Below are 20,282 nucleotides of genomic sequence, written 5' to 3'. Positions count from 1 at the left end.
CACCTTGGCGGACTGGATCTTTATCCTGATGGTGTTATACGGTAAATCTTACCCACCACATCTGGGGAAGAGCCATATATATGAGTCATAACTGACACATAATGCGCCGGATTTGCCGACAAAACGCCGGTATGATTTTGACATTATTATTAAATTCATGGTGTTATGCACTAATGTTCCATATTAGTTAGGGTGTGTTATGTATCACTTTTGATAAAAGTGAGATATTTTTATTATTTTCATATTGTTATGTTCTGTTATGGAATTTACTCTCATTTATCCATCAACGTCAACAGAGTCCTGGGGGCGATTCAGATATGAGCTACTAGACCCGAATCGAATTCATCAAACATCAATCAGAATTCATCAACCCATCCAGCACTTCGCTTGCTTCCAACCACTGCTCCTCAACCACCGCCAGTTCCTGCGCCGCTGTGGCCTGCTGTTCCAGCAATGACTTGAGCTTGTCCTTGTTATCGTCACTATAAAGACTATTGTCGCCAAGCAGTGCTTCGAGGCGGGTCTTTTCTTCACCGAGCCTTTCCATTTGCTGTTCGAGTTTTTTGACTTTTTTGCGCTGCGGCTGCAACTGTTTGCGCCTGTCGGCGGCATCCTGGCGTAACTGTTTTTTACTGGTCGCGGCGAGGCCCGGCGCATTCCCGGCTGACGGTTCCGCGGTCTCGCGCTTCTGCCCCTGCTCCTTGACCCACTGCCGGTAGTCGTCAAGGTCACCGTCGAAGGGGCTAACCTCGCCATTGGCAACGAGTAACAGCGTATCGGCGACCGTGCGCAGCAGGTGCCGGTCATGCAAGACGATGATCATCGCGCCTTCAAACTCCTGCAAGGCCGTCGTCAGTGCGTGGCGCATCTCGATGTCGAGATGGTTGCTCGGTTCATCGAGGAGCAGCAGGTTGGGCTTTTGATAGACGATCATCGCCAGCACCAGGCGCGCCTTCTCGCCACCGGACAGCGGCGCGACCGGCGCGGTGGCCATGTCGCCATAAAAGGCAAAGCCGCCAAGATAATTGCGCAAGTCCTTTTCAAGGGCCTTTTTGTCCAGCCGCTGCAGGTGCAACAGGGGACTCGCCGTGCCGTCGAGCTGTTCAAGCTGGTGCTGGGCAAAGTAACCGATATTGATGTCCCTGGCTTCCCTGCGCTTGCCTGCCTGCAGCTCGATCTCCCCGGCAAGGAGCTTGATCAGGGTCGACTTGCCGGCACCGTTATGCCCGAGCAGGCCGATGCGATCCCCTTCGCAGATTTTCAGATCGAGACCGCTGAGGATCGGCTGGCCCGCGTAACCGGCGCTGACCCGTTCCAGCTCAACCAGCTGATGCGGCAGGTTGTCGGGGCGCCGAAAGTGAAAATGAAACGGCGAATCAACATGCGCCTGGCTGATCACCTTCATGCGTTCCAGGGCCTTGATGCGACTCTGCGCCTGGCGCGCCTTCGTTGCCTTGGCCCGAAAGCGCTCAACAAACTGTTGCATGTGTTTTATCTCGCGCTGCTGCTTTGCATGCGCGGACTGCTGGCTGGCCAGAAACTCGGTGCGGCGCACCTCGAAGGCCGAGTAGTTACCGGTGTGAATGGTCATGCCGGCCTGCTCGATGTGGGCGATGTGCGTGCAGACGCGGTCGAGGAAGTCACGGTCATGCGAGATCAGCAAGAGTGTGCCGGTGTAAGTCCTTAACCAGTCTTCCAGCCAGATCACCGCCTCTAGGTCGAGGTGGTTGGTCGGTTCATCGAGCAGCAGTAGATCGGAACGGCACATGAGGGCCTGGGCCAGGTTCAGGCGCATGCGCCAGCCGCCGGAAAAGCTCGTTACCAGCGCCTGTTGCTGGCTGGCGGAAAACCCCAGGCCGCTGAGTAATTTTCCGGCCCGGCTCGCCGCGCTATAGCCGTGGATGCCCTCCATCTCGGCATACAGGTGGGCCAGTGCCTCGCCGTGGTCGTTTTGCCCGGCCTCGGCAATCGCCGCCTCGATGCGTCGCAGTTCAGTGTCCCCGTCCATGACATAGTCGATGGCGGTGCGCTCGACCGCCGGCGTTTCCTGGGCGACATGAGCGATCACGGTCGCCGGAGGCATGGAGAATTCGCCCGCATCCGGCTGTAACTCGCCGCGGATCAGGGCGAACAGGCTCGACTTGCCGACCCCGTTGGCGCCGGTGACACCGACCCTTTGCCCGGCATGGATGGTGCAACTGACGTCTTGCAGCAATTCGCGCGCGCCGCGGCGCAGGGAGAGTTCGGTGAAATTCAGCATGGGGCGGGAGAATACCAGCTTTCCGCCGCCAGGATGACCACCCCGGCGACATCCATGCCCCTTCTTGGGCTGAGTGGCTGAAAAAAATCAAATATCCGTAGTTTCTACCAATCGACCCGACCGTAGCGCGGGTGTAACCTGAGTGGCAGAGACAGGTGCCATTTGCATTAAGTTAAAGGAGAGCAGCATGACCAATATTCACAGCATCCTCGCCGACGAGGCAGACAGTCTGCTTGGCCACCGCTGCGAGGGTATCCCGAAAGAGCGGCTGCATGTGCCAGGGCCCGACTACCTCGACCGCGTGGTCTGGCACAAAAACCGCAAGCCCGGTGTCTTGCGTAACCTCGCTGCCATCTATGGGCATGGTCGCCTCGCCGGCACGGGTTATCTCTCCATCCTGCCGGTTGACCAGGGCGTGGAGCACTCGGCCGGCGCCTCGTTTGCCCCCAACCCCGACTTCTTCGACCCCGCCAACATCATCGAGCTGGCCATTGAGGGCGGCTGCAATGCTGTCGCCTCCACCCTTGGGGTGCTCAATGCCGTGGCCCGCGATTATGCGCACAAGATCCCGTTCATTCTCAAGATCAATCACAACGAACTGCTCAGCTACCCGAATATTTATGACCAGACACTGTTCGCGAGCGTCGAGCAGGCCTTTGACATGGGGGCCGCGGCAGTCGGCGCAACCGTTTATTTTGGTTCGCCGGAATCGCGGCGCCAGATCCAGGAGGTCAGCGAGGCCTTCCAGCATGCGCACGAACTGGGCATGGCCACGGTGCTGTGGGCCTACCTGCGCAACCCGGCCTTCAAGCAGGACGGCATCGACTACCACGTTGCCGCCGATCTGACCGGGCAGGCCAATCACCTGGCGGCGACCATCGACGCCGACATCATCAAGCAGAAACAGGCCGAGACCAATGGCGGCTACACGGCCCTCAAGTTCGGCAAGACGCATGACAAGGTCTATAGCGAACTGAGCAGTGAACACCCCGTCGACCTGGTCCGTTACCAGGTGGCCTGTTGCTACATGGGCCGCACCGGCATGATCAATTCAGGTGGCGCCTCCGGAGCGGATGACCTGCACCAGGCAGTACGCACGGCGGTGATCAACAAACGCGCCGGTGGCATGGGGATGATCTCCGGGCGCAAGGCCTTCCAGAAACCGATGCGCGATGGTGTCGCGTTATTGAACGCCATCCAGGATGTCTATTTATCAAAAGACATCACGATCGCCTGACCGACACACAAACGGGAAGCCATACAGGAGACAGACGGTATGAACGAGCATGTCTACAAGGTCATCGAGGTCGTTGGCTCGTCCAGCAAGGGTAGTGATGACGCCATAGAACGGGCCGTTGCCAAGGCTAGTGAAAGCCTCCACAACCTCGACTGGTTCGAGGTTGTGGAGACACGCGGCCACCTCGTCGACGGCAAGATCAGCCATTACCAGGTCAAGCTGAAGATCGGCTTCCGCCTCGATTAGGCGCTGCGGGGTGGCCTTCTTTAATCCTCTCGTTAATCCCCCTGCGGAGGCACGCCATGACGAATACTGAACATCTTGTCGAACAGCATATCCGGGAATACCAGTCGCGCCTGCAACATGTCGACGAACTCCTTGAACAGGCCCGCCAGGGCGTCAGCAAGGCAGCGGAACCCGCTGCGGTCGGTGAGGAGTTGACCGCCCTGGAAGAGGAACGCAACAGGTTCGCCGAGCATGTCGAGTCACTCCGGCTGAAGTCGCTGGAGAACTGGCGCGAGGAGGAGATCGAGATGGCCGGCCCGATGGGTATCTGGGACGCCCTCGCGCAGCAGATTGAAAAGCTGGTGGAGCGCATCGGGCGCTGAGGACAAAAAAACATGATGCGCAAGCATCACTAAAAATCATACCCCTCGGGGGCAAAACGCATGGAAGGACCTGTTCATTCACTGACATCCCTGTTTGATCAATTGGGGCTCGATAGCACCGATCAGGGCATTGAGGATTTCATCAACACACACAAACCATTGCCGGGTAACGTCGAGCTGTATGAAGCAGGCTTCTGGAACCCGGCACAGGCAGCCTTTTTGAAAGAGGCGAAAGATGAAGATGCTGACTGGGCTGAAATAGTAGACCAATTAAATGTAATGCTCCGTTGAGCGCCCGAATCAAGTGATGACAAGGATAGGCATCAATGAGGGCAGTCATGCCCTCAACGCATCTTCTGCAGGCGAAACAGGCCGTGCATGCCACTGTCGCTGGTGAAGTACAACGCCCCATCCGGCCCCGTCGCCACGCCGACGGGGCGCGCCCAGCGCGACCCGTCCTTGCGCTGGAAGCCGGTAAGCAGGTCATCGACGCGCTGCACCTCGCCGTTCTTGAACCGCACGGCTACGATCTTCGGTGGCCGACGTGTCGCCGGGTCACCGAAAGCGCCACCACCAGGCGAGGTTCCCCATGAACCCCTCAGGGCCACGATGGCATCCTGCTCAAGGGCGTTGATAAAGCGGTCCTTTGGTACAAAGCTGACTGCCATCGGCGCATTGCGGGCCGGGAAAGTAACCACAGGCAGGCTGACCTCAGTGGCCGGCCGGGGTGGCTGGCTGCTGATACACTCATCCCGCTGTAACTGCTCGCCGTCATATTGAAACCACGGCATCCCGTGAAAGGAGCCCGGTAGCAGGCGTGCGAAATACTCGGGGGGCGAGGTAAAACCCCAATGGTCGGGGCCGTTATTGCTTGCATACATGACACCGCTGTCGGGATGCCAGTCGAAACCCACCGGGTTGCGCAGGCCACTGGCAAACGTCTGCCATGCTGGTTGCTGCCCGCTTTCATCGAGCACGAGTACCCCGCCACGGCGATCATCAAAGTCATAACCCTCGCCCATATATTGGTCACTGCAGTTGCCGGTAATGCCGAGGCTGACATAAACACGCCCGTCCGGGCCGGTGCGCACGGTGCGGCTGTTATGTCCGCCCCCTGCCGGCAGTGGAGCGAGCAGGCGCAGGTCTGCAGGCGCGAGGCGTTTCTGCCCTGGCTTATAAGCGGCGCGGTAGACACCGTCCGTCTGCGCGATGAGGATCTCACCCCGGCGAAAGGCCACGCTGTGTGGGTAATTATCCAGTTCAATCAATACTTCAGACTCGCTATAAGGTGGCGGCAGGCGATAGACATGACCGGAGCGTGACCCTATGAACAGGTCGCCGTTTGCGGCAAAGCTGATCAGACGCGGCGCATCCAGCGCCGCTGTCACGAGTTCCAGGCGATAACCCTGGGGCAAACGGACATCGACCGTCTTGCCGTTCAGCGTGACCCGTTGCTGCTGGTAAGCAAGCGGCTTGCTTGCTGTGACCAGGCCCGGCACCAGCATAAACAGCACGAAAAGGATTATTTTATTCATACGCCGCAGTACTCCTCTCTTATCAGACCCGCCCACATTCAAGGATATGACAACCCGCAGGTAAAATCGCACCCGCTAATGTCTGTCGTGATTAGGTCTTCAGCCACCAATCCTTATATAATCATGGCCAAAGCAATCATCCCGAGGAAACATCATGCCCTTCAACCCCGAACTGGTAGAAGAACTCAATGTGCTGGCCCGTTACAACCTGACCACCACCAAGGAAGGTATCAAGGTACACAAAAACGCTGACCCGGCCATGATCGACACCATCAAGCGCATGCACGAAAAGGGCCTGCTGACCCAGGCCGACGGCGGCTACCTGACCGACCTCGGACGCGAGGCGGCCGAACATGCCCAGATGGTCCTGACCATTCTCGCTACAAACGCAGACCACTAGAAGCCTGGTAAGCGGCCAGATGGCGGTAAAGACAGTGCCTACTTGTGCCTTTATAATAATTGATGATCGCGGATTGATGATTGATGAATGTTATAGAGCTAATCGATAAAGTTCGTTCCGCGCCTGCTGCCGTTGAGTTCAACGAGGTGATGGACTGTATCGCGGAGAATTATGCATACACTCCGACCCGTTTCACTAACGGTTCAGGAGAAGACGCCGCGATTAACGAGACAGGCACGAATGAAGGTTCATGCAAAATATTTGCCTTTGCCCGGCTAAACAAATTAAACGAAGCGGAAACCCTGGCCTGCTTCGGCAAGTATTACCGCGAGGACGTGCTGTTACATCCCGAACACACCGATCACGCCAATATACGCAACTTCATGCGCCATGGCTGGGGCGGTGTGCATTTCGATGGCCCGGCCCTGAGCAAGCGGTAAGCAATACAATCTCCCGCCGACCTCGTCATTCTTCACACGAGTAACCCATGAGTTCAAGGCCCTCGGTCAGATAGTCGGCCAGCAGGGGCGTTGCAATGAGGTTTTCCTGCGTGTATTCACTCCATGCCTCGGTGGCATCTGTCAGCGCCTGACGCCACTCTTCAACACTATAATCACCCCGCCCCAGCCACATCAACGCCAGCAGCTCGCAGCGCTGCACCGGCTCGAGATCTTCAAGCACGGCCTGCAGCTCCTGGAAAGTAAGGTCGTACTGGTGATCGGCAAGCGCCTGCAAGCCCCAGTCATCTGTCGGGTTATCCGGTGTCTCGGGGATCGAGACTTGTTCCTTGGCATGAAACTCATGTGCCTTGTCGATGATAAAACAAACGGTTTCCGGGTTTATATCCAGCAACATACCAGCTCCTTTGTCAGCTGCCTGAAGGAACACCCGACAGGGAAAACTTCCCACACCTGGCCGGTTGGAGAAATAGGTACAAGCCCGCACAGCCACACCTCGGGACGTCGCCCTGGCAAGCCTGTACTATAATCAGCGCCATGCATGACTTGTCTTTTCGAATAGCGACCCCGAAGGATACGCCGCAGATTACCGCCCTGGTCAATAATGCCTACCGCGGCGAGGGCAGCCGACAGGGCTGGACCACCGAGGCTGACCTGCTGGCGGGCCAGCGCACTGACGAGCTGGCCGTCCGCGAGATTCTCAGCCGCCCCGATAACTGTATTATTCTGTGCCTGCAGGATGACGGGATAATCGGCAGCGTGCATTTACGCCGCGAACAAAACCGCTGTCACCTGGGTATGTTCACCATTCGCCCCGACCTGCAGGACCAGGGCCTGGGCAGACAGTTTATCGCTTATGTTGAAGGCTTCGCGCGTGACGTGTGGGGTTGTACTACGATGGAGATGACGGTTATCGGCCTGCGCCATGAGCTTCTGGCGTGGTATGCCCGGCGCGGTTACCAGCCTACCGGTGAGTATGTCGATTTCCCCTATGGTGATGAACGTTATGGTCTGCCGCGCCGTGATGACCTGCAACTGCTCATTCTGCGCAAATCACTCGCCGAGTAAGCCGTTCAGTTTACGAATCACTTCGGGGCTGTCCCAGATGATGCCGCCATTCACACCATAATGGATCCTGCCATCAGGACCGATGACAAAGGTCGAGGGGAAGACCAGCACACCCCAGCTGGCGGCGACCTTGCCGTCGCTGTCGAGCAGAACAGGAAAGTCGACATTTACCCGTTGCAGGAATTTTTCAATATCCTGCTTGTCTTCCGTGTAATCAATCGAGACCAGTTCAAAGTCTTTGCCCTGCATGGCCTGACGCAGGCGATTCAGCGATGGGATCTCCTCAACGCAGGGCGGGCACCAGGTCGCCCAGAAATTCACTACCGTAACCTTGCCCCTGTAATCCTGCCTGAGGAAACGCTGCCCGTTTACATCCGGCAAATTGATCGGGTGCGGCTGTGACCGACCGACATAAGGTTTCAGGCTGTCATCCAGGCCATGTGACGTTATTTCTTTGTTTTCAGGTAATGCCTGTGCCTGCAATGGCGTAGGGGTCTGGCGTAATAATTTTATTGTTTGCGGGATTTCATCAGCAAGCCCGGCAAAGATGTTCGCAGCGGCCTCGGTCAGATCGCGTTCATAGAAGACCCCGGTTACGCCCTGCAATACTTTCAGGTACACCGCCGACCCGCCCTTTTGCAGGGACTCAAGCACATCGTTTAACTGCCAGCGATTGCCTCGCTTGTCGGCCTGGTAAAGCATAACGGGGATATTGGTTGCCGACATCACCGGCACATACACCGGCTCGAGACCGAGTGCCGGGACCGTCGCATACAGCTCGGGGGAGAACAGGACCGCCCCGTTCAAATAGGTTGCTACCTCTTTCCCGGCCTGGTTCAACTGCCACTGTCTTGCCCCGCGCAAGATCGGTATTGCCGCGTAAGAACGCCCCAGCAGGGTAATATTTTTCCCGGACTGCTGATGGGCCTGCTCCACCAGGCCCGCGACATACCTGCCATCCAGCGCGCGTAAGGTTGATGTACTCTGGGGTAAGAACAGGCTCTCGGCAAGGTCCACGCGCCAGACCTCGATGCCGCGCTTTGCCAGGCGGGCAGCCATATCGAGGGCTCGTGTCTTCGAGTCAAAGCCCGGTGCCACCCATATAACCAGTTCCTCACCACTGGCCGGGAAACGGCTGATCGTCATGGTCTGATCGAGCACCGGCACGTCCATCTGCTCCATTCCTTCCTGCGCCGGCAACAGCATTGCCCAGCTCAACAGAAGCACGGCAAGGAGTTGAGTGTATAGGTATCGATAAGATCGCATGTTCATTTGTACCACAAGTGCCGCAGAATAATGGTTGCGGAGTATAGCATCCGATGGTGGCTATTAATCAGCATCCGGCAACGAGCGGCGGGCCTCGATCAGCTCCAGCATGGTCCGGTAATCATGATAATCAACAGGGATATGCCACTCGCTGCCGCCCTCTTTCAGGACCAGTGAAGGATAGCTCTCGACGAACATTGCACGGGCAAGCTTAATCTCCGCCGCCAGCGCCTTATCCACCTCGTCTGAGTGCAGGTCAGTAGAAAACTGTTCCTTGTCCAGCCCCAGTTCACCGGCCAGTTCCAGCAAGGTGCTGTCATCCGACGGGTTACGTGCCTGCTGGTAATAAGCCACCTGCACGGCCTTGATCATGTCCTCGTCCCGGCCCTGCCGACGAGCGGCCAGCACGGCGCGACAGGCCGGATAGGTGGCCCGGCGTGGCTGACACTGTTTCCAGAAATCGAAATTAAAGCTTACCCCGGGGATACTTTCTTCAATGCGCCGCCAGCTGGCCTGTACCATCTCGCGGGTTGCCTCGTTCATCGGCTCATTCGTGTCAGGCGCCAGCCCACCCAGCAGGCGGCGAAACTCGATGCCTTCAGGCAGGGCCGTGATCAGGGATGCGAGGGTGGCGTTAAAGCCCCGGCACCAGCTGCACATAGGGTCATGAATATAATAGAGAATGGTTTTCATGTTTATTTGTACGGGGCGGCGCTCACACGAGGGGGCATAAATGGTTCCATTAAGCGGACTTATTGGGCGCGGATATCCAGCCAACCGATCCAGGCCTGAAACAATGTTTTATCAACAGCGCCGACAGAAGAACGTGGCTGCAGGGCGTTCACAAACAGCGGCTCACCTTCCAGCGTGCATGAGTAACCACCGGCCTTGCTGAAGATGAAGTTGCCGGCCGCATAATCCCATATGTTGGAACGGCCGTGCAGGTAGATATGGCTGCGACCCATTGCCAGCCAGCACCAGTCCAGCGCTACCGAGCCAAAGCTGCGTTGCGAGGCATAGGGCAGCTCGCGAACCAGACGCACGGCCAGTTCCGGTGCCAGGCGTTTGAAATCAATCAGTGCCGTAGCATGCTTTAATTCCAGGCCGCTTGCCGGCGCCTGTAAAGGTTTGCCGTTCATGCTCGCGCCATCTGCCTTGCTCGCTGCAAAACACTCGTCGCGCAGCGGGTCATAAACGATGCCAAGTACGACCTCGCCCTTATCGAGCAGGGCCAGCGAAATGGCAAAATAAGGGATACCGGCGGCAAAGTTACTTGTGCCATCGAGCGGGTCCAGGCACCACACAGGCTGTTTTGATGACAGTAATTCAGCCTGCTGTGCTGATGTCATTTCCTCGCCGAGAAAAACCGTGTCAGGCCAGTGCTGTAACAGCTCGGCGGCAACACGCTTTTGCACGGCGAGGTCAGCCTCGGTGAGAAAGCTGCCATCGGCCTTGTGCTCGCGTTCCACGCGCGTAAAGCGCGGCAGCAATTCCTCGCGTGCGGCCGTGACAATAATGTTTTGTAAGCGGGCTAAATCATACTGCATGTGGGGATAACCCGGGCTTCAGGCCTGCTGCCAGTATTGATACAGACCGACCGCCGAACCCGGCAGCAGTTCAACAAGCATTTCATACTCATCGTCTTCCATATCTATACTTTCATCGGCATACAGCAGCGCCAGCTTCGCAATCGGCGATAACAGGGACTGTTCGTTCTCCGGCAATTCCTGCCAGCGTTCTTCTTCGCCGGTGACGGCCAGCATGAAGCCAAAACACCAGCCCTCGAAGGCGACCATTGTTTCACCCTCATCTTCTATCTCGACGGCGAGTGGTTCAAAAGAACGCGCAGTTTTTAGCTTGAGAGAAATGTCCTGATACAGGCGCAGCAGGTAATCCGTCATGCGCTGCTTTTCTTCTTCATCCTTGAACGCGGGTTCGCCCCACACCGCATGCATGGCCTCTTCCACACTCAAAGCCGCATGACCGACAACCATCCCGGTCAGGTAACCATGTGCCTCGTCAATCGGCAGGCGTTGCTCATCACCCTCGGCGGCGAGCAGGAACTCATCAAGCTCCAATGCCTCGGCATCGGTAAGCGGACCACTATTTGCAACTGGCATAGTCGTATCGACTCCTGGTGGGATCACATCCCGTTTTTGAATTTGTCGGTCTCGGTCACGCCGCTTTCCCGCACTTGGGTCAGGGCAGTAGCATAGGACTTGAGTATATTCAGCGCCCAGCTGATGCGCTCGCGGTAATAACTGTCTGAGCGCGCATCGTTATCCGCGGCATCCTTATTCAGGACCTTTTCCACGTTGCGCACAATAATCTGCTCGGGGATATAACACAGGCGGCTGTTCTTATAACTGCTCATGCGCAACTCGGCCACCGGGTAAGCACCGCCGTCACCGGCCGAGACCGTGACGATAAGCGCCGGCTTGTGGCCGAGTTCGTTTTTGCCAAACAGCAGGAAGAAATTCTTCAGCCCGGCCGGCACCTGGCCGTGCCATTCCGGGCTGATCACCACGAAGGCGTCGCTGCTGGCCAGTTCCGCGCGAATTGGGTCAAGCAGGACGGTCCACTTCTCCTCGCCGTCCCAGACACCCTCATCCCAGAGCGGCAGGGGATTACCAGCAAGACTGAAAATGGCACACTCATCACAGATACCATCCAGCAGAGTCTCTTGAATGACCGCAGCAACCTTGTGGCTTTGCCCCTCAGGGCGGTGACTCCCGCTAATAATCGTAATTTTCATAACAACTCCACGCTCAAATGGCCGGCCATGGTAACAAAGTTCCGACACGCCGACAGTGCTTTGTTGGGACCGGTTAACAGGTCTGATGCCCCTTGTTTATTCAGGCCCAGCTCCGTAGCGGTCACCCCACCGCCATGCAAAGAAGTCAACACCCCGGCCCCGTTGATTGTTTGCTATGCTAGGTAATATCCGGGGGGGGGGATAAAAATGAAATTGTATCTAGTCCAACACGGCGAAGCCTGTACCAGCGAGGTCGACCCGTCACGGCCACTGACTGAACAAGGCAAAACCGACGTAAACCGACTCGCGGTGTTCCTGCGCAAAAGCGGGGTGCGCGTCGATCGCATCGTCCACAGTGGCAAACTCCGCGCCCGCCAGACTGCCGACCGTCTCGTCAACGCCGTTGCCGCCGGCAAGGTGCCGGAAACCTGTGATCTGCTTCAGCCCAATGATGACCCGGCCCGGTTTACGCAGTTATCTGCCGCCTGGACCGGCGACACGCTCGTTGTCGGCCATTTGCCTTTTGTTGCCAGGCTCGTCTCGCAACTCACACTCGGCAATACCCGTACGCTGTTTGCCGACTTTACGCCCGGCAGTGCCGTCTGCCTGGAACGGCATGCCGACAACCGCTGGACACTGAACTGGATGGTGCGCCCGGAAGTACTGAACTAAAACCCGCTGGCAGATTGCCGGCGACGACAGGCGGGTTATACTCGCCACATGCTTTTTGTCATCATCGGTTTACTGCTCCTGTTTGCCCTCATTTATGGCCCCCAGTACTGGGTCAACCGGGTCCTGCGCCACTACAGTACCGAGCAGGACCACTACCCGGGGAACGGTGGCGAACTGGCCAAACATCTCGTCAACAAGCTCGGTTTAACCGGCGTGACGGTGGAACAGACCGAACACGGTGATCATTATGACCCCACCGACAGGGCTGTGCGCCTGAGCGAGGCGAACCTGAAGGGCAAGTCTCTCACCGCCATTACGGTCGCCGCGCACGAGGTCGGGCATGCCCTGCAACATCAACTCGGTTATGCGCCGTTCAGGATGCGTCAACGGCTGGTGGTCTTCGCTGGTGGTGCGGAAAAACTCGGGGCGTTCATGCTGTTCGCCTTGCCGGTGCTGGCGCTCATCACCCGCTCGCCACATCTGGGCCTGGCCATGTTCATTATCGGTATCGGCAGTATGCTGTTCGGCACCATCATCCACCTGGCGACCTTGCCGGTCGAATGGGACGCCAGCTTCAAACGTGCCCTGCCGATCCTGCAGGAGGGTCGTTACCTCTCTGACAACGAACAGCCGCACGCGAAAAAGATCCTCACCGCCGCGGCCCTGACCTATGTCTCGGCCTCGCTGGCCAGCCTGCTCAACCTGGCGCGCTGGGTCGCGATCCTGCGCCGTTAGTCGATGAGAAAGTGCCCGAACCAGGCAAAGATACCGATCATTATACCCGTCACCAACTGGGCATGGACGAGGTAGGAAAACTTTCTTAGCTGTTTGGGGGTAAAGCGCCAGGCAATGAACAGGCCAAATAACCCCTGCCAGATCAGCAGGCCGAGCACGGCAGGGAAAAACAGGATATCGAAAGGTATCCCCATCAGAAAGATATGCAGGAGAATGATGGCCAGGGTGAAAATACCGACATAGACATGCGTACGGTCCAGAAACCCCAGCAAGGGTCGAAATACCGGCAGGCTGATATCCGGTGAATAATCAGGCAACAGGCGGCGGGCGATGGCACCCTTGCCCAGCATGACCTTCAATAAGGTTCGGGCATATATAAACAACAGGGCCCATAGGCCAACCTCACCAAAACCCTCACCGATCTCGGCAAGATAAGTCTCGCGCTCGGCAACCGGTGGATAAACATTATAGGCATAAATGAAATAGGCCAGCGCAAGCACGAACACTGTCAGCGTGAATAACAATACCTTTTTAATCCCGCTCATTACCATTGCCTTGCCCCCTCTTGCTGCCGCTGCCACTGGCGGCCTGATGGATTGTTGACGGCCTCGTCAGCATAGCAAAAAAGATACTCTTCGGTGCGGCAAGAATGCAGATCCTGCCATAGTGGCCGGCGTGACCCTGCTGACCCTATAGGATAAGCTTGTCACCTGTCTCAAAGCCGGTTACCGAGAGTATGCAGAGCCACCCTGTTATCTTTACTATCTTTTTGATCTTTGCCGGCGCGGCGGCGCTGGCGACAGTCGCCTTGTATGCGCGCCTGTCGCTGCTGATCGTTTACATTGCCCTCGGCGTACTGCTCGGCCCCTTTGGCATCAACATCATTTCAGACCCCGAATTGATCCAGGGGCTGTCACACGTCGGCATCATCTTCCTGCTGTTCCTGCTGGGCATGAACCTGCAACCACAGAAACTACTGCAGATGCTCCGCGAAACACTGCTTGTGACGGGCGTGAGTTCAGTGCTGTTTCTTGGCCTCGGCGCCGGCATTGCCCTGCTGTTTGGTTATGCCCTGACCGATTCATTCGTTATCGGCGCGGCCATGATGTTTTCCAGCACGATCATCGCGCTCAAGTTGCTGCCGACCACCGTGCTGCACCATCAGCGTATGGGGGAGATCATTATCAGTGTCCTGCTGTTGCAGGATATTCTTGCCATCCTCATCCTGATGTTGCTCCCGGCTGACTGGGTCAACAGTTTCCCTGTTCTGGAAATATTCAAGCTGCTCGGCTCGCTGCTCGGCCTGTCCATTTTTGCCTGGGCGTTTGCCCGCTTTGTGCTCTTCAAACTCATTGCCCGCTTTGATCGCATCCAGGAATATATTTTCCTGCTCACCATTGGCTGGTGCCTGAGCATGGCGGAACTGGCGGTGATGCTGGGTCTGTCTGCCGAGATCGGCGCCTTTATCGGCGGCATCGCCCTGGCCACACATCCGATTGCCCTCTATATAGGTGAAAGCCTGAAGCCGTTGCGTGATTTCTTTCTGGTTATCTTTTTCTTTGCCCTTGGCGCGAGTTTCGACCTTGGCATAGTCGAAAAGGTCTGGCTGCCGGCACTGGTCCTCACCGTGGCATTCATGCTGATTAAACCGCTGACCTTCAAGTGGCTGTTGAGCGGCTATGGGGAAACGGCAGGCAGGCCATTGGAGACCGGTGTGCGACTCGGGCAGATCAGTGAGTTTTCGTTGTTTATCGCGGTCCTCGCGTTGCAGCTAAACGTCATCAGCACCGAGGCCTCTTACCTGATCCAGGTCGCGACCCTGATGAGCTTCCTTGTCTCATCCTGGTTCATTGTCATGTCCTACCCGACGCCGATGGCAACCTCGGACAAATTACGCCGGGATTAAGCCACCCTGGATATGACCATGCACTGGACATATTGAGAGCCAGCCGGCAGCGCACTCTAAAGCTGTCTGCGTGCTACTCGATCACAGTCACAGGCTCGTTCGGAAGCTCATCAGCGTTCATCAACATGGCCAGAAAACGTTCCCGCTGCTGCCTGGTCAGGTTGCGGTAAACCCGGAAACGGGCATGTTGTTGCGGTTGCCCAAAATCCATCTCGATGCCCCATAAAGGCAACACCCCGTCGGGCTCGATGGAGTAGCGCACATCGGCCAGCACGTTCGCATATTGCGGATGCAGGGCGATGTAGTTATCCGAAAACTTCTGGAAGCGCATGATGTCCCGGTACAGTACCGAGTCCCGGGCCAGGCCGTTGCTGTCACGCGCGGGCCGGTATTGTTTGATTGCACTGCCCTCGAACAGGCGTGGCTGTCGCCCGACCCGTACCGCATCGATATAGAAATAACCCGCGTGCTCATAAACAGAGCGCCACAGCAGGATATTGCCAAAACTCGGCTTGGCGATGAGCCGCGCCGGGACATGCCCGCGCGTGGCGGCAAGTGACTCGATGGCCGACTCGGCGCGTTGCAGCTGTAGCACCGCCACGCCCAGGTAGAGCGCGGCAACAGCAAGACCCAGCCTGGCCGGTAACCGGCTGCGCCGCCGCCAGGCCACGGCCACGCCGATGATTAACGCCAGGGTAAAGATCGGGTCGACGATGGAAATAATATGAAAGGCAAAGCGCTCGTCGAACAGCGGCCAGAGCAGATACGTGCCGTAACTGGTGCAGGCATCGATAAAACCGCTCAGGCTATAACCCAGCAGGCTGAATACGTAGAGGCGCTTGAAGCCGAGCTTGTGCCGACAAAACGGCCAAAGTAGCAAGGCCGCGATGAGAGTGCCGAACGGGATGAAGAAGATAGAATGGGTAAAGTGCCGATGGTACTCGATGGTCAACAGGCTGTCGGCCGAGGAGTAGATCAAGGCATCCGCATCCGCCAGCAGGCCGGCGGCGAAGCCAATGCCAGTCGCGAGGCGGGTCTCCGCGGGCCTGGCCACGGTCTGCGCCAGGGCGGCGCCAAGAAAACCTTGTGTAATTAAGTCCATATTGTCCAGAGGGGTATTGGTGGCCGGGGCTATTCTATTCGCCGGGCGGATTTATATCCAGACACTACGTGGATACTTCGCCGGTCAGCACGCTTATTTGCTAAAATACCGCCCATGATGAAAGTCCCCGAATTGTTGTTGCCTGCGGGCACCCTGAAAAACATGCATTACGCCTTTGCCTTTGGCGCGGATGCCGTCTATGCCGGTCAACCTCGCTATTCCCTGCGTGTGCGCAATAATGATTTTGACCTCGAAAATCTTGGCCAGGGTATCAGCGATGCGCATCGCCTTGGCAAAAAGCTGTTCGTCGCCAGTAACATCCTGCCGCATAACGCCAAGGTCAAGACCTATATGGCCGACATGGAACCGGTGATCGCGCTGCAGCCCGATGCCCTGATCATGGCCGACCCGGGTTTAATCATGATGGTGCGGGAACGCTGGCCGCAGATGCCGATTCACCTCTCTGTGCAGGCGAATACGGTCAACTATGCCGCTGTCAATTTCTGGAAGAGCATGGGCGTGGAGCGTGTGATCCTGTCGCGCGAATTATCGCTCGATGAGATCGAAGACATCCGTCAACGCTGCCCGGACATGGAACTCGAGGTCTTTGTGCATGGCGCGCTGTGTATCGCCTACTCGGGGCGTTGCCTGCTGTCTGGCTACTTCAATCACCGTGATCCGAACCAGGGCACCTGTACCAACGCCTGTCGCTGGGAATACAAGGTGCATGAAGGTCGCGAAGACGATAGCGGTGATGTTGAAAAGATCGACTTTGATGCCATGTCGGCCATCAATAGTCCCGAGATCTTCCCGAAGACCGAGGGCGTGCAACGGCATCCGCTGGCCGACAATGTGTACCTGATAGAGGAACAGCATCGGCCCGGCGAATACATGCCGATTATCGAGGATGAGCACGGTACCTATATCATGAATTCCCGCGACCTGCGGGCCATCCAGCATGTCGAGCGGCTGGCAAAAATGGGCATCGACTCACTGAAGATCGAAGGCCGCACCAAGTCGCATTATTATGTCGCCCGCGCCGCCCAGCTTTATCGCCAGGCGATTGATGATGCCGTAAATGGCAAGCCCTTTAACCCGCAGCTGTACGGCAAGCTCGAGAATCTCGCCAACCGTGGTTATACCGAGGGCTTTTACGAGCGTCACCCGGATCAGGAATACCAGAACTACCTGCAAAACCACTCCATGAGTGAACAGCAAAAGTTCGTGGGTGAAATCGTCCAGTTTGATGCCGACAACGGTCTCGCCGAGGTAGTGGTGAAAAACAAGTTTGCCGTTGGCGATACGGTCGAGGTCATAAATTCGATCGGTAACCAGACTGTTCGGGTGGAAAGCATTGTCGATCTGAAAGGTACGCCACTGGCGGCGGCACTTGGTGGTGGCTACCAGGTGCGCATCCCGTTACCGGCCGTTGCCAACGGCTATGAGAAGGCGCTGCTTGCCGTAAACCTGTAAACCTTATTCCCTGCTCTGCCCGGTTCGATCCGGGCGCCGACATCATCACATTGCACGCCAGGAATGCGCGCCAGCTCGGCGCGGTATAGACCGAACAGTTCAGCGGCCTGAAGAGAGACGGGGAGTCAGCCATTCGGGGCTGTCATGGCCGTTTGCTTGTGAAGCGATTATGGGTACTCGTACCGTTGCAGGTAGAAGCACGTGTTTTTAACATGGGACCTCTAAAGATATCTATTAGAAAAATTATGTGCAAGACACGTAAGAATACGTGTTTTGTTACGGCTGCCGCCATTTTCTCGCGCGAGAACGCAGGGAACTGGAATAAGTATGCTACTTTTATCCCAGGAGGCGAGAACAACAATGACATCCCCTGTTAACCATCTGCTTAATAGATTTATCCACTCTCTGCGTACGCGCACCAGCAAGGTTATTCTGACCCTGGGTCTCTGTGTGCTGCTGATCATTGTGTTGTTACCTCGCGGTATCAGTTACGGGGTGCGCGACTGGCTACAGACGCATGGTGCCGACGAAGCCACTATCGGCAACATTGATTTCAACCTCTTTACCGGGCGGCTTACCCTTGATGACCTGCGTATCCGCGTCGATCAGGAGCATACCCTCGTGCTTGCCGAGGCGCTTATCGACGTTAGCTGGCGGCCCCTCTTTGACAGGCAGTTCCAGGTCAATGAGGTAGTCATTGAAAACACGAGCATCACCCTTGAACAAGATACCGAGAGCAGGTTTCTGATTGGCGGCATAAGCCCGCAACGCTCATCGAGGGCGGCAATGCCTGCAGAGGCTGGTCCGGCCTGGGGCTTCGGTCTCGATAAACTGAGCATTGTTAACAGCAAGCTGCGCTATGTGCGGCCACAACTTGAACTCAACCTGCACATAGATACGGCCAACCTGACCGGCCTGCACAGCGGTGGGTCAACACCTGCGCAATTCACCCTGGCCGGGAAGATAAACGGCAGCCCGCTGCGGATTGACTCACAGCTGGCACCCTTTGCCGTACCGGCCGGCGTTGATGTGGACATCAACCTGCAAGGACTCTCGCTGGCCGGTTTTGCCCGCCTTGCACAGCCCCGCATCAATTCACTGGTTGGCACCGCGAGTATGCATGGCCACATCAAGGGTTCCTATACCCGTGACAAAGGCCTGCAAATGGAAAGTGACGGGGAGCTGGCATTACAAGAACTCGATCTTACCGCCAATAACCTGCACATCCAGAGTGACTCGTTACTCTGGGCCGGTGCAATCCAGGCCGATCTCGGCAACGGCACTGACAAGCCGCGGCTGGTCCTGAAGGGCGATGCTGTCGCAGGCAAGATAGCCATGCGTGATGCGCAGGCACAAACTGAAGCCGATGGTCTGCTCGACATCGAGACCCTGAAATTGGCCGAGGTACGGCTGGATAACAATGAACTCTACATTGCCGCTGTCGAAGCTGAACAGCTGCACGCCTATCTGCGACGGGATAACGAGGGCAAACTCACCATATCCAGCTACCTGGGTGCGCCGACCGAACCGCCGGCCGACGAACCGGCCCGAGAAACCCTGGCCGTGCGTATTGATGATATCCATATAGGCGAGAACAGTTCCCTCACCTTTGACGACATGAGCACCCGGCCGGTTTTCAGGTCTGTTATCTACCTCGACAACGTCAAGCTGGGCACCCTGGATAGTCGCCAGCCGGAACAGGCAACAGACTTCACGGTCGATGGCAAGATCGGCAAGTTCAGCAGCCTCAACAGCAAGGGAACAATCCAGCCCTTTCTCCCTCGTTTCGGCCTCACCATGACAGGGGAAGTGAAGACCCTGGAACTCCCGCCGCTGACGTCTTATACCTCCGGCATACTGGGTTATAAATTATTAAGTGGCCAGTTACAGGCGGACATCGAACTTGATATTCACGATAATCAACTGGCTGGCGAGAGCCGGCTCGTGCTGAATAATCTGTCCGTTCAGGCGCTGACGGTGGCAGAGAAAAAAGCGATCGACAGCAAGGCGGATCTGTCACTGGAGGCGGGACTGGCCATGCTGCGGGATAAACAAAACAACATCCGGCTTAAGCTGCCCTTCAAGGGCGACCTCAGCGATCCGCAGTTTGATTTCAGCGATGCCATTAACCAGGCCATTCGCAAGGCCGTTACCGCAACCAGCTTGAATTACCTGAAGTACACCCTGCAACCCTTTGGCAGCATTCTCCTGGTTGCCGACCTTGCCAGCCGCATCGCCAGCGCGGTACGCCTGGAGCCGGTGATCTTTACCGCCGGCAGCACCACGCTCGATGCGACAGCCCTCGAATACCAGGAACGCCTTACCCGGCTACTTGAGCAGCGCCCGCAGTTACGCATCAAGATCTGCGGCATTGCCACCAGTAGCGACGAGAAGGCGCTCATGGAAAAGGCGCTGGAAGCGTACCAGGCAGAACTAAACAGGCGCGGGAGCTATGAAAGCGGAACGCCTGTTCCCGTACCGGAAATAACAGATGAACAATTGCTGGGGCTTGCCGCAGAACGGGCCGATAGGATTAAAACTGTGTTGATCACCCGCCACGGCATCGGTGCCGACCGCCTGTTTGGCTGCCAGCCACAGATTGACCCCAAAAAGGATGCGGTGCCCCGCGTCGAGCTGGGTATTTAGCGCCAGGTACGGCGTTATATTCCCGGCATGCCCGGCACCACGCCTCAGCGGACATCATTACCGGCTGAAAATATTCAGGAATTTTCACTGCTGTCCCGTTAATTCCCTCTCCCTTCGGGAGAGGGTTAGGGTGAGGGGATTTTGATTCGATAACACCTTGT

The 20,282-nt window shown here is 56.9% G+C and carries 22 protein-coding genes; 12 read left to right on the top strand and 10 right to left on the bottom strand.

From position 1 onward, the window contains the following. Positions 1-352: 352 nt before the first annotated feature. Positions 353-2,260: an ATP-binding cassette domain-containing protein gene (locus RQ738_RS10220; RefSeq protein WP_314165044.1), complete on the bottom strand. Its 1,908-nt coding sequence runs from the start codon at positions 2,258-2,260 to the stop codon at positions 353-355. Positions 2,261-2,447: 187 nt separating this feature from the next. Here RQ738_RS10220 and RQ738_RS10215 point away from each other — a divergent pair, with 187 nt between their 5' ends. Genes RQ738_RS10215 through RQ738_RS10200 form a run of 4 tightly spaced genes read left to right on the top strand, consistent with a single transcriptional unit; the run spans position 2,448 to position 4,396 of the window. After that, the gene (locus RQ738_RS10215; protein ID WP_314165043.1) at positions 2,448-3,497 is read left to right on the top strand and encodes a class I fructose-bisphosphate aldolase; all 1,050 of its coding nucleotides are present in this window, start codon (positions 2,448-2,450) and stop codon (positions 3,495-3,497) included. A gap of 39 nt (positions 3,498-3,536) precedes the next feature. After that, positions 3,537-3,743, top strand: coding sequence for a dodecin (locus RQ738_RS10210; RefSeq protein WP_314165042.1), 207 nt, complete (start codon positions 3,537-3,539; stop codon positions 3,741-3,743). Positions 3,744-3,799: 56 nt separating this feature from the next. Then, complete coding sequence (locus RQ738_RS10205) at positions 3,800-4,105, top strand: hypothetical protein (RefSeq protein ID WP_314165040.1); 306 nt, start codon at positions 3,800-3,802, stop codon at positions 4,103-4,105. 60 nt (positions 4,106-4,165) lie between these two features. Beyond that, positions 4,166-4,396 (top strand): DUF2789 domain-containing protein, encoded by a 231-nt coding sequence (locus tag RQ738_RS10200; RefSeq protein WP_314165039.1) that lies wholly within the window; start codon positions 4,166-4,168, stop codon positions 4,394-4,396. Between the two features lie 53 nt (positions 4,397-4,449). On the opposite strand, the gene RQ738_RS10195 is transcribed toward RQ738_RS10200, so the two are convergent. Next, positions 4,450-5,640 (bottom strand): PQQ-dependent sugar dehydrogenase, encoded by a 1,191-nt coding sequence (locus RQ738_RS10195; RefSeq protein WP_314165038.1) that lies wholly within the window; start codon positions 5,638-5,640, stop codon positions 4,450-4,452. Positions 5,641-5,794: 154 nt separating this feature from the next. Between RQ738_RS10195 and RQ738_RS10190 the strand changes: the two genes are divergently transcribed. Together RQ738_RS10190 and RQ738_RS10185 are read left to right on the top strand one after the other, a co-directional pair. Continuing rightward, a complete protein-coding gene (locus tag RQ738_RS10190) occupies positions 5,795-6,040 on the top strand; it encodes a TIGR02647 family protein (protein ID WP_314165037.1) in 246 nt (81 codons plus the stop codon). Between the two features lie 83 nt (positions 6,041-6,123). After that, on the top strand, positions 6,124-6,480 hold the full coding sequence (locus RQ738_RS10185; RefSeq protein WP_314165035.1) for a HopJ type III effector protein: 357 nt from the start codon (positions 6,124-6,126) through the stop codon (positions 6,478-6,480). A 25-nt stretch (positions 6,481-6,505) separates the two neighbouring features. Here RQ738_RS10185 and RQ738_RS10180 read toward each other — a convergent pair whose 3' ends face one another. Next, on the bottom strand, positions 6,506-6,895 hold the full coding sequence (locus RQ738_RS10180) for a DUF3775 domain-containing protein (protein WP_314165034.1): 390 nt from the start codon (positions 6,893-6,895) through the stop codon (positions 6,506-6,508). A 149-nt stretch (positions 6,896-7,044) separates the two neighbouring features. Here RQ738_RS10180 and RQ738_RS10175 point away from each other — a divergent pair, with 149 nt between their 5' ends. Further along, positions 7,045-7,566 carry a GNAT family N-acetyltransferase gene (locus tag RQ738_RS10175; protein WP_314165033.1) on the top strand — a complete coding sequence of 174 codons (522 nt, stop codon included), beginning with the start codon at positions 7,045-7,047 and terminating at the stop codon, positions 7,564-7,566. On the opposite strand, the gene RQ738_RS10170 is transcribed toward RQ738_RS10175, so the two are convergent. From RQ738_RS10170 to RQ738_RS10150, 5 genes are all read right to left on the bottom strand, one after another. Further along, complete coding sequence (locus tag RQ738_RS10170; protein ID WP_314165031.1) at positions 7,552-8,784, bottom strand: TlpA disulfide reductase family protein; 1,233 nt, start codon at positions 8,782-8,784, stop codon at positions 7,552-7,554. The two genes, RQ738_RS10175 and RQ738_RS10170, sit on opposite strands and share 15 nt — an antisense overlap. 111 nt (positions 8,785-8,895) lie before the next feature. Then, positions 8,896-9,525, bottom strand: a complete 630-nt coding sequence (locus RQ738_RS10165) for a DsbA family protein (protein WP_314165030.1) — start codon at positions 9,523-9,525, stop codon at positions 8,896-8,898. Positions 9,526-9,584: 59 nt separating this feature from the next. After that, the gene (locus tag RQ738_RS10160) at positions 9,585-10,379 is read right to left on the bottom strand and encodes an inositol monophosphatase family protein (RefSeq protein ID WP_314165029.1); all 795 of its coding nucleotides are present in this window, start codon (positions 10,377-10,379) and stop codon (positions 9,585-9,587) included. Positions 10,380-10,397: 18 nt separating this feature from the next. Beyond that, a complete protein-coding gene (locus RQ738_RS10155) occupies positions 10,398-10,952 on the bottom strand; it encodes a UPF0149 family protein (protein WP_314165028.1) in 555 nt (184 codons plus the stop codon). A 23-nt stretch (positions 10,953-10,975) separates the two neighbouring features. Further along, a complete protein-coding gene (locus RQ738_RS10150; RefSeq protein WP_314165027.1) occupies positions 10,976-11,587 on the bottom strand; it encodes an NAD(P)H-dependent oxidoreductase in 612 nt (203 codons plus the stop codon). Between the two features lie 207 nt (positions 11,588-11,794). Here RQ738_RS10150 and sixA point away from each other — a divergent pair, with 207 nt between their 5' ends. Continuing rightward, the gene (gene sixA, locus RQ738_RS10145) at positions 11,795-12,259 is read left to right on the top strand and encodes a phosphohistidine phosphatase SixA (protein ID WP_314165025.1); all 465 of its coding nucleotides are present in this window, start codon (positions 11,795-11,797) and stop codon (positions 12,257-12,259) included. Between the two features lie 48 nt (positions 12,260-12,307). Continuing rightward, complete coding sequence (locus RQ738_RS10140) at positions 12,308-12,994, top strand: zinc metallopeptidase (RefSeq protein WP_314165024.1); 687 nt, start codon at positions 12,308-12,310, stop codon at positions 12,992-12,994. Here the strand turns inward: RQ738_RS10140 and RQ738_RS10135 are convergent. After that, positions 12,991-13,539: a hypothetical protein gene (locus tag RQ738_RS10135; protein ID WP_314165023.1), complete on the bottom strand. Its 549-nt coding sequence runs from the start codon at positions 13,537-13,539 to the stop codon at positions 12,991-12,993. The two genes, RQ738_RS10140 and RQ738_RS10135, sit on opposite strands and share 4 nt — an antisense overlap. A gap of 191 nt (positions 13,540-13,730) precedes the next feature. On the opposite strand from RQ738_RS10135, the gene RQ738_RS10130 reads away from it, so the two are divergent. Continuing rightward, the gene (locus RQ738_RS10130) at positions 13,731-14,900 is read left to right on the top strand and encodes a cation:proton antiporter (RefSeq protein WP_314165022.1); all 1,170 of its coding nucleotides are present in this window, start codon (positions 13,731-13,733) and stop codon (positions 14,898-14,900) included. A gap of 73 nt (positions 14,901-14,973) precedes the next feature. Here the strand turns inward: RQ738_RS10130 and RQ738_RS10125 are convergent, their stop codons facing one another. Continuing rightward, on the bottom strand, positions 14,974-16,002 hold the full coding sequence (locus RQ738_RS10125) for a metal-dependent hydrolase (protein ID WP_314165021.1): 1,029 nt from the start codon (positions 16,000-16,002) through the stop codon (positions 14,974-14,976). Between the two features lie 117 nt (positions 16,003-16,119). Between RQ738_RS10125 and yegQ the strand changes: the two genes are divergently transcribed. Both yegQ and RQ738_RS10115 read left to right on the top strand, forming a co-directional pair. Next, on the top strand, positions 16,120-17,475 hold the full coding sequence (gene yegQ / locus RQ738_RS10120; RefSeq protein WP_314165046.1) for a tRNA 5-hydroxyuridine modification protein YegQ: 1,356 nt from the start codon (positions 16,120-16,122) through the stop codon (positions 17,473-17,475). A 360-nt stretch (positions 17,476-17,835) separates the two neighbouring features. Further along, positions 17,836-20,121 carry a DUF748 domain-containing protein gene (locus RQ738_RS10115; RefSeq protein ID WP_314165020.1) on the top strand — a complete coding sequence of 762 codons (2,286 nt, stop codon included), beginning with the start codon at positions 17,836-17,838 and terminating at the stop codon, positions 20,119-20,121. Positions 20,122-20,282: the final 161 nt, after the last annotated feature.

The sequence above is a fragment of the Sulfuriflexus sp. genome (assembly GCF_032250955.1).
Taxonomy (GTDB): Bacteria; Pseudomonadota; Gammaproteobacteria; order AKS1; family AKS1; genus Sulfuriflexus.
Note: the sequence above shows the minus strand (reverse complement) of the source record. Positions and strands in the feature narration are given on the sequence as shown.

Excerpts from the sequence above, each read along its gene's own strand:
- RQ738_RS10200 (WP_314165039.1), top strand. The coding sequence starts at position 4,166 with ATGGAAGGACCTGTTCATTCACTGACATCCCTGTTTGATCAATTGGGG.
- RQ738_RS10140 (WP_314165024.1), top strand. The coding sequence starts at position 12,308 with ATGCTTTTTGTCATCATCGGTTTACTGCTCCTGTTTGCCCTCATTTAT.
- RQ738_RS10210 (WP_314165042.1), top strand. The coding sequence starts at position 3,537 with ATGAACGAGCATGTCTACAAGGTCATCGAGGTCGTTGGCTCGTCCAGC.
- RQ738_RS10165 (WP_314165030.1), bottom strand. The coding sequence starts at position 9,525 with ATGAAAACCATTCTCTATTATATTCATGACCCTATGTGCAGCTGGTGC.
- RQ738_RS10215 (WP_314165043.1), top strand. The coding sequence starts at position 2,448 with ATGACCAATATTCACAGCATCCTCGCCGACGAGGCAGACAGTCTGCTT.
- RQ738_RS10115 (WP_314165020.1), top strand. The coding sequence starts at position 17,836 with ATGACATCCCCTGTTAACCATCTGCTTAATAGATTTATCCACTCTCTG.
- RQ738_RS10190 (WP_314165037.1), top strand. The coding sequence starts at position 5,795 with ATGCCCTTCAACCCCGAACTGGTAGAAGAACTCAATGTGCTGGCCCGT.
- RQ738_RS10130 (WP_314165022.1), top strand. The coding sequence starts at position 13,731 with ATGCAGAGCCACCCTGTTATCTTTACTATCTTTTTGATCTTTGCCGGC.
- sixA (WP_314165025.1), top strand. The coding sequence starts at position 11,795 with ATGAAATTGTATCTAGTCCAACACGGCGAAGCCTGTACCAGCGAGGTC.
- yegQ (WP_314165046.1), top strand. The coding sequence starts at position 16,120 with ATGAAAGTCCCCGAATTGTTGTTGCCTGCGGGCACCCTGAAAAACATG.
- RQ738_RS10205 (WP_314165040.1), top strand. The coding sequence starts at position 3,800 with ATGACGAATACTGAACATCTTGTCGAACAGCATATCCGGGAATACCAG.
- RQ738_RS10125 (WP_314165021.1), bottom strand. The coding sequence starts at position 16,002 with ATGGACTTAATTACACAAGGTTTTCTTGGCGCCGCCCTGGCGCAGACC.
- RQ738_RS10155 (WP_314165028.1), bottom strand. The coding sequence starts at position 10,952 with ATGCCAGTTGCAAATAGTGGTCCGCTTACCGATGCCGAGGCATTGGAG.
- RQ738_RS10135 (WP_314165023.1), bottom strand. The coding sequence starts at position 13,539 with ATGAGCGGGATTAAAAAGGTATTGTTATTCACGCTGACAGTGTTCGTG.
- RQ738_RS10150 (WP_314165027.1), bottom strand. The coding sequence starts at position 11,587 with ATGAAAATTACGATTATTAGCGGGAGTCACCGCCCTGAGGGGCAAAGC.
- RQ738_RS10195 (WP_314165038.1), bottom strand. The coding sequence starts at position 5,640 with ATGAATAAAATAATCCTTTTCGTGCTGTTTATGCTGGTGCCGGGCCTG.
- RQ738_RS10220 (WP_314165044.1), bottom strand. The coding sequence starts at position 2,260 with ATGCTGAATTTCACCGAACTCTCCCTGCGCCGCGGCGCGCGCGAATTG.
- RQ738_RS10160 (WP_314165029.1), bottom strand. The coding sequence starts at position 10,379 with ATGCAGTATGATTTAGCCCGCTTACAAAACATTATTGTCACGGCCGCA.
- RQ738_RS10180 (WP_314165034.1), bottom strand. The coding sequence starts at position 6,895 with ATGTTGCTGGATATAAACCCGGAAACCGTTTGTTTTATCATCGACAAG.
- RQ738_RS10185 (WP_314165035.1), top strand. The coding sequence starts at position 6,124 with ATGAATGTTATAGAGCTAATCGATAAAGTTCGTTCCGCGCCTGCTGCC.